At 68.9% G+C, this 6,133-nt stretch carries 7 protein-coding genes; 4 read left to right on the forward strand and 3 right to left on the reverse strand.

Annotation, left to right across the window (positions count from 1 at the left end; all coding sequences use genetic code 11):
• Nucleotides 1–77: 77 nt before the first annotated feature.
• Nucleotides 78–464 (reverse strand): DUF4307 domain-containing protein, encoded by a 387-nt coding sequence (locus DC434_RS19260; RefSeq protein ID WP_116636934.1) that lies wholly within the window; start codon nucleotides 462–464, stop codon nucleotides 78–80.
• Between the two features lie 68 nt (nucleotides 465–532).
• On the opposite strand from DC434_RS19260, the gene DC434_RS19265 reads away from it, so the two are divergent.
• Nucleotides 533–817, forward strand: a complete 285-nt coding sequence (locus DC434_RS19265; RefSeq protein WP_116636935.1) for a hypothetical protein — start codon at nucleotides 533–535, stop codon at nucleotides 815–817.
• 7 nt (nucleotides 818–824) lie between these two features.
• On the opposite strand, the gene DC434_RS19270 is transcribed toward DC434_RS19265, so the two are convergent.
• The gene (locus tag DC434_RS19270) at nucleotides 825–1,553 is read right to left on the reverse strand and encodes a hemolysin III family protein (protein WP_116636936.1); all 729 of its coding nucleotides are present in this window, start codon (nucleotides 1,551–1,553) and stop codon (nucleotides 825–827) included.
• A gap of 97 nt (nucleotides 1,554–1,650) precedes the next feature.
• Here DC434_RS19270 and DC434_RS19275 point away from each other — a divergent pair, with 97 nt between their 5' ends.
• The 3 genes from DC434_RS19275 (at nucleotide 1,651) to DC434_RS19285 (ending at nucleotide 5,155) form a co-directional block, all read left to right on the forward strand.
• On the forward strand, nucleotides 1,651–2,430 hold the full coding sequence (locus tag DC434_RS19275) for an isoprenyl transferase (protein WP_116636937.1): 780 nt from the start codon (nucleotides 1,651–1,653) through the stop codon (nucleotides 2,428–2,430).
• 53 nt (nucleotides 2,431–2,483) lie between these two features.
• Complete coding sequence (locus DC434_RS19280; RefSeq protein WP_116636938.1) at nucleotides 2,484–3,614, forward strand: aminotransferase class V-fold PLP-dependent enzyme; 1,131 nt, start codon at nucleotides 2,484–2,486, stop codon at nucleotides 3,612–3,614.
• A 254-nt stretch (nucleotides 3,615–3,868) separates the two neighbouring features.
• Nucleotides 3,869–5,155 (forward strand): PhoH family protein, encoded by a 1,287-nt coding sequence (locus DC434_RS19285; RefSeq protein ID WP_243409022.1) that lies wholly within the window; start codon nucleotides 3,869–3,871, stop codon nucleotides 5,153–5,155.
• A gap of 86 nt (nucleotides 5,156–5,241) precedes the next feature.
• On the opposite strand, the gene DC434_RS19290 is transcribed toward DC434_RS19285, so the two are convergent.
• A partial coding sequence (locus tag DC434_RS19290; RefSeq protein ID WP_347707152.1) for a type IV toxin-antitoxin system AbiEi family antitoxin domain-containing protein occupies nucleotides 5,242–6,133 on the reverse strand: 892 nt, incomplete at its 5' end.

A 6,133-nucleotide genomic window follows, 5' to 3' on the forward strand; every position in this document is an offset into this window, starting at 1 on the left:
GGTCCCGCCGGCGAACTGCGGGGGATATGCCAAGACGCCCCGGCACGGTGCCAGGGCGTCGTCTGTCTGCGAAGAGTCTAGGCGACCCAGCAGGTGTTCACCAAACCTGTGGTGGCAGCGGAGACGGTCGGGACCGAGGCCGACACGGCCTGCGAGTGGCTGTCTCCTGCGGGGATATCGACGACCTTCCAGCCGACCACGCCGAACTCCTCGTCGAGTGCCTCGACCACGCACACGACGTCCTTGCCCTGCACGCCGGTGACCTGGAACCGCACGTCGACGGTGTGCTCGTCGACGAGGTCGAAGCCGAGGTCGTCGGCATCCACCGAGCTCATCGACTGGGCCACGATCATCCAGCCGAAGGCTCCGACCACCAGCAGGGCGACGATGCCGCCGATGATCCACGGCGTCCGCCGCGTGCGGGTGCGGCCGTAGCGTTCGTCGAGCTCTTCTGCGGTCGTCACGGGTGCGGTCTTCCGGTCGTTAGGCTGGTGATACCAGGTTATGCGACCTGAGTACGAAAGGCCGACACATGCGCTCTCTGTCCGAGACTCCGATGCCGACACCCGTCATGACGGTGGCTCCGGAGGCTGTGACTCCCGGCTTCGTCGGCTTCGCCGCGATCGTGGTGGTGCTCATCGCCGTGATCCTCCTCATCTGGGACATGAACCGACGCATCCGCCGTGTCCGGTACCGCGAGGAGGTGCGCGAGGAGCTCGACGCCGAAGAGGCCGCACGCGCCGCCGACGAGGCGACGGAGACCGATGCGGACCTGCCGATCACCCGCGAGGGCGACGACGACCCCCGCTCCACCTGAGCAGGCGTCAGGCGCCCAACGACGGCGACAGCGGCTCCAGCGTGATCAGCAGGCATGCGGTCCAGTGGCACAGGAACGCGAGCACCGTGCACACGTGGAAGATCTCGTGGAAGCCGAACCGGCCGGGCCACGGGTTCGGCTTCTTGAGCGCGTAGACGATCGCCCCGCCCGTGTAGAGCAGGCCACCCACGATGACGAGCACCATCATCGTGGCGTTCGCCGCGAGCAGGTCGGCCATGAACATCACGGCAGCCCACCCCATCAGCAGGTAGAGGGCGACGTAGAGCCAGCGCGGCGCGTGGATCCAGAAGACGCGGAAGAGGATGCCGACCACGGTCCCGCCCCAGACGAGCGCGAGCAGCAGCGCGCCCTTCCCCGGCGGGAGGGCGAGGGTCGCGAGCGGCGTGTAGGTGCCGGCGATCAGCAGGAAGATGTTGGCGTGGTCGATCCGCTTCAGGATCAGCTTGACCTTCGGCTTCCAGTCGAAGCGGTGGTACAGCGCGGAGTTGCCGAACAGCAGCAGCGAGCTCGTCATGAACACCGCCGCCGCCCACTTCGCCGCCCCGCCCTGCGCGACCACGATCAGCACGATCCCGGCGACGAGGGCGACGGGGAAGATGCCGGCGTGGATCCATCCGCGCCAGGTCGGCCTGATCTCGACCCCGGCCTCCGATTCCGCCTCCTCGAGAAGCGGCAGCTGGGGGAGTTCGGGCTCGGACGACTCGGGAGTGCTCACGTGCTCACTCTAGGCGGGCGCGCATGCCCGGGCAGGTACATATCCCCAGCCTCCGCACACGGCGCAGATGAGCCCGACACGGTAGCGTAGGTGGGTGATGTCACGCGAGAGCCCGGGGCGCGGACCGCTGTACCGGCTCTACACCAGCCGGCTGCGACGCCATCTCGATCCGGCGTCCGTGCCGCACCACGTCGCCATGATGATCGACGGCAATCGGCGGTGGGCGCGGCAGCTCGGGTTCACGACTCCGGCGGAGGGGCACCGGGCGGGTGCCGCGAAGATGCGCGAGTTCCTCGGCTGGTGCGACGAGCTGGGTGTGCGCGTGGTGTCGCTCTACCTGCTGTCCAGCGACAATCTGCGAAAGCGGGACTCTGCGGAGCTCGCAGACCTCATCGAGATCATCGCGGAGCTGGCCGAGGCGGTCTCGAGGGAGGAGAACTGGCGGGTGCAGCACGTCGGCCGCGCCGACATCCTTCCGTCCGAGCTCGCCCGCGTGCTCGCCGACGCAGAGGAGCGCACGAAGGAGCACACCGGCCTGCACGTGAACCTGGCCGTCGGCTACGGCGGACGCCATGAGATCGTCGACGCCGTGCGCAGCATCATCACCAAGCACGAGGCTTCGGGGGGCACCCTCGAGGATCTCGCCGCGCACCTGACCCCCGAGATGATCGGCGAGCACCTCTACACGGGTGGTCAGCCCGATCCGGACCTCGTGATCCGCACCAGCGGAGAGCAGCGGCTCAGCGACTTCCTGCTCTGGCAGAGCGCGCACAGCGAGTTCTACTTCGTCGAGGCACTCGGCCCCGATCTGCGGCAGGTCGACTTCCTCCGCGCGATCCGCGACTACGCGGACAGGGATCGCCGCTTCGGGCGCTGAGCCCTCGGCCGAACTGGTCCGTCCGCGGTGACGAGGCGTGCCAGAATGACGCGGTGAGCACCATCGAGGAGTACGTCGGCACGTTCGACAACGAGTCCGGCTATCTGAACTGGGCCGCGTTCGGCCCGCTGTCGCCGTCGGTGCGCGAGGAGATCTTCGCGGACGCCGACCTCCTCGGCAGCGGACGTCCCTCCTCCCTGTCCCTGGTGTGGGAGCGTGTGGGGCAGGCGCAGGAGCTGGTCGCCGAGCTGCTCGGCGCCGAGGCGGACGACGTCACGCTGCAGCCGTCGTCGACACAGGGCCTCATGCACGCCCTCTACGGCATGACGGGCGCGGTGATCGCCGGCACGGCCGAGTTCCCCAGTGTGAGCCTCACGCTCGAGCGCGCAGCGGCTGCCTCGAACCGCGCGCTGACGCCGCGCTGGGTCACGTCGGCCGACGGACGGATGACGACGGATGCCGTCGCCGAGGCGCTGGATGACGAGGTCACGGCCCTCGCTGTCAGCCACGTCGACTTCCGCACGGGATTCCGCGCCGACCTGCCGGCTCTCCGCGAGCTCATCGGGCCGGATCGGCTGCTGATCGTCGACGCGGTCCAGTCGTTCGGCGTCGTCGACGTCGACTACGCCGCCGCCGACGTCGTGGTCGGCCATGGATACAAATGGCTGCGCGCCGGCCGGGGGAGCGGATTCGCGTGGTTCTCGCCCCGCGCGAGGGAGCGGATCACCCCCGTCCTCTCCGGGATCACGGGCACCGTGGTCCCCGGGCTCGTCGTCGACGAGCTGCCCGCGCCCGCGGCATCCGCTCAGGCGTTCACGGTGAGCCAGCCTGACACGCTCGCGGCCGGGCGTCTGGCGATCGGCGCGCGCGACATCCGCGACGCCGGTGTGGCGGCGATCGAGGCGCGCATCGCCGAGCATGTCGACACGATCCTCGAGATCGCCGACCGTCACGGTGTCGCGGTGAGCTCGCCCCGGGACCGTGCGGCACGAGCGGGAATCGTCGCGCTCTCGCCCGAGGAGCCGGCCCGCCTGGCCGCCGCACTGGCCAACGCCGGCCTGGTGGTCACCGCCCGCGGGTCCTCGGTCCGCGTCGCCGCGCATGCCGGCACGGATGCCGCCACTCTCCAGCTGCTGGACGAGGCGCTCGCGGCCTTCGGTAACGAGACGTTCATCAACGCGTAAAGAATCATGGCGTGTCGTCGCGCGGTTAAGCCGTCGAGGAGTCGTACGTTCTAGGCATCGGGCAAGGAGCCCGATCGAGTCGGCCTTCCGGTTAGCGACTCGTGGCCCCAGGTCGACTCGTTCTCAGGCGGGGATCATCCCCGGGTCGGGAGTGGGTCGTGACCACACGTACAGCGCAGCAGTCCACCAGCACCGCGCAGCAGTCCACCCGTAAGACGACGAGGCGGGCATCGTCCGCCGAGCCGGATCAGGACCTGCGCACCTACGTGCTCGACACGTCGGTGCTGCTGAGCGATCCGCAGGCCTTCTTCCGGTTCGCCGAGCACTCGGTCGTCGTCCCGGTGGTCGTGATCACGGAGCTCGAGGGCAAGCGCCACGATCCGGAGATCGGCTACTTCGCCCGGCAGGCGCTCCGCCACCTCGACGACCTGCGCATCGAGCACGGGCGACTCGACTTCCCGGTCGAGGTCGGTGAAGGCGGGACCCTCCGGGTGGAGCTCGCGAACACCGACCCGTCGGTGCTGCCCGCCGGCATCCGCCTGAGCGACAACGACACGCGCATCCTCTCGGTCGCGATGCACCTCGCTCAGGACGGCCAAGACGTCACCATCGTGTCGAAGGACCTGCCGATGCGCGTCAAGGCGGCGTCGCTCGGCATCCGGGCCGAGGAGTACCTCGCCGAGCAGGCCGTGGATTCCGGGTGGACCGGCATCTCCACGCTCGATCTCTCCGGCGACGACATCAGCGACCTGTACGAGAGCGAGGTCGGCATCAGCGAGGAGGCCCGCGGGCTTCCGATCAACACCGGGCTCATCATCCACTCGGAGCGCGGATCGGCACTCGGCCGTGTGACCGGCGACGGCGAGTACCGCCTCGTCCGGGGCGACCGCGACATCTTCGGGATGCACGGGCGCTCGGCGGAGCAGCGCATCGCGATCGATCTGCTGCTCGACCAGGAGGTCGGGATCGTCTCCCTCGGCGGCCGGGCGGGAACCGGCAAGTCGGCGCTCGCGCTGTGCGCCGGACTCGAGGCCGTGCTGGAGCGGCAGCAGCAGAAGAAGATCATCGTGTTCCGTCCGCTCTTCGCCGTCGGAGGGCAGGAGCTCGGCTACCTCCCCGGTGACCAGGGCGAGAAGATGGGCCCGTGGGGTCAGGCGGTGTTCGACACGCTCGGCTCCGTGGTGTCGGGCAATGTCATGGAGGAGGTCGTGGAGCGCGGCATCCTCGAGGTGCTCCCGCTCACGCACATCCGCGGACGCTCGCTGCACGACGCCTTCGTGATCGTCGACGAGGCGCAGTCCCTGGAGCGCAACGTGCTGCTGACGGTCCTCAGCCGGATGGGCCAGAACTCACGGGTGATCCTGACGCATGATGTGGGTCAGCGCGACAACCTCCGGGTCGGGCGGCACGACGGCATCGCCAGCGTGATCGAGACCCTGAAGGGGCACGATCTGTTCGGACACGTGACGCTGATGCGCTCCGAGCGCTCGGCGATCGCGGCCCTCGTCACCGAGCTCCTGGAGGGTGGAGAGCTCAGCTGACGCGTCCCGCTCCGCGGGATGTGTCCCGATCTGCTGACTGCTCTGAAGGAAACGTCAGCAGATCGGGGCATCGTCCGTCGAACGGGTCACGCGTGGTCCTCGAGTCGGGTCAAGGCGGCGAGCACGGCGGATTGGACCGTCGGCCAGTCATGCACGACCTGCGCGTAGTCGAAGCGGAGAGTCTCGTACCCGAGTGCGGATGCCGCAGCATCCCGAGCCAGATCCTTGTGGCGCATGGTCGTGCCATCGTGATTCTCCTTGCCGTCGACCTCCAGGATGAGGCGATCCCCGATCACGAAGTCGACGCGACCGACTCCCTGAATGCTGATCTGGCAATCGATACGGATGCCGATCACGTACAACCTCAGGCGGAGGATCGATTCCAGGCCGCTGTCGGCATCCGTGCGCGCAAGACGAATGAGCCAGCGAGCGGACGCGGGGATCATCGCACTCAGGCGCGCACGCGCTGCGTTCGTCAGGAGCCGCAGACGCAACGCCGATTCGTATGCGGCGAAGAACGCTTCGTCGCCGGCGCATCGCAGGAAGTGCGCGAGCGCCACTTCGACCGAGACCCGTCCAAGCGGGGGTCGCGCGCCGCGGTAGAAATGCGAGACGCACACACAGCCGGCATGCGGATGAGCATGACGATCGGCTCCGAGCCAGACATGCGGCACGACCACGGGGGAGAGCACCCAGACGTGCAGCAGCTGCAGCACGCTCGCGCACGTCAGCGCCCCGCCATGGGCAGTCGCCGCCCGGACCTGCGGCGAGATGACCCCGGCGGCGAACACTCCGTCACGGATGCGCTCGATCTCGCCGCGTCGAACGGCTCGTGACAGCGCGCGTCGCGTGAAGCCGAGCGTCTGAAGATGGGTGCCGCGTGCGAGCCCGCCTAGGCGTCGAATGGTGTCTGGTGCCGAGAGCATCTCTGCAGCCTGCCCGCGTTGCAGCCGGTGCTGAGTCCACCATCGCACTCCC

It is taken from the genome of Microbacterium sp. TPD7012 (assembly GCF_003075395.1).
In the GTDB taxonomy this organism is placed as follows: Bacteria; Actinomycetota; Actinomycetes; order Actinomycetales; family Microbacteriaceae; genus Microbacterium.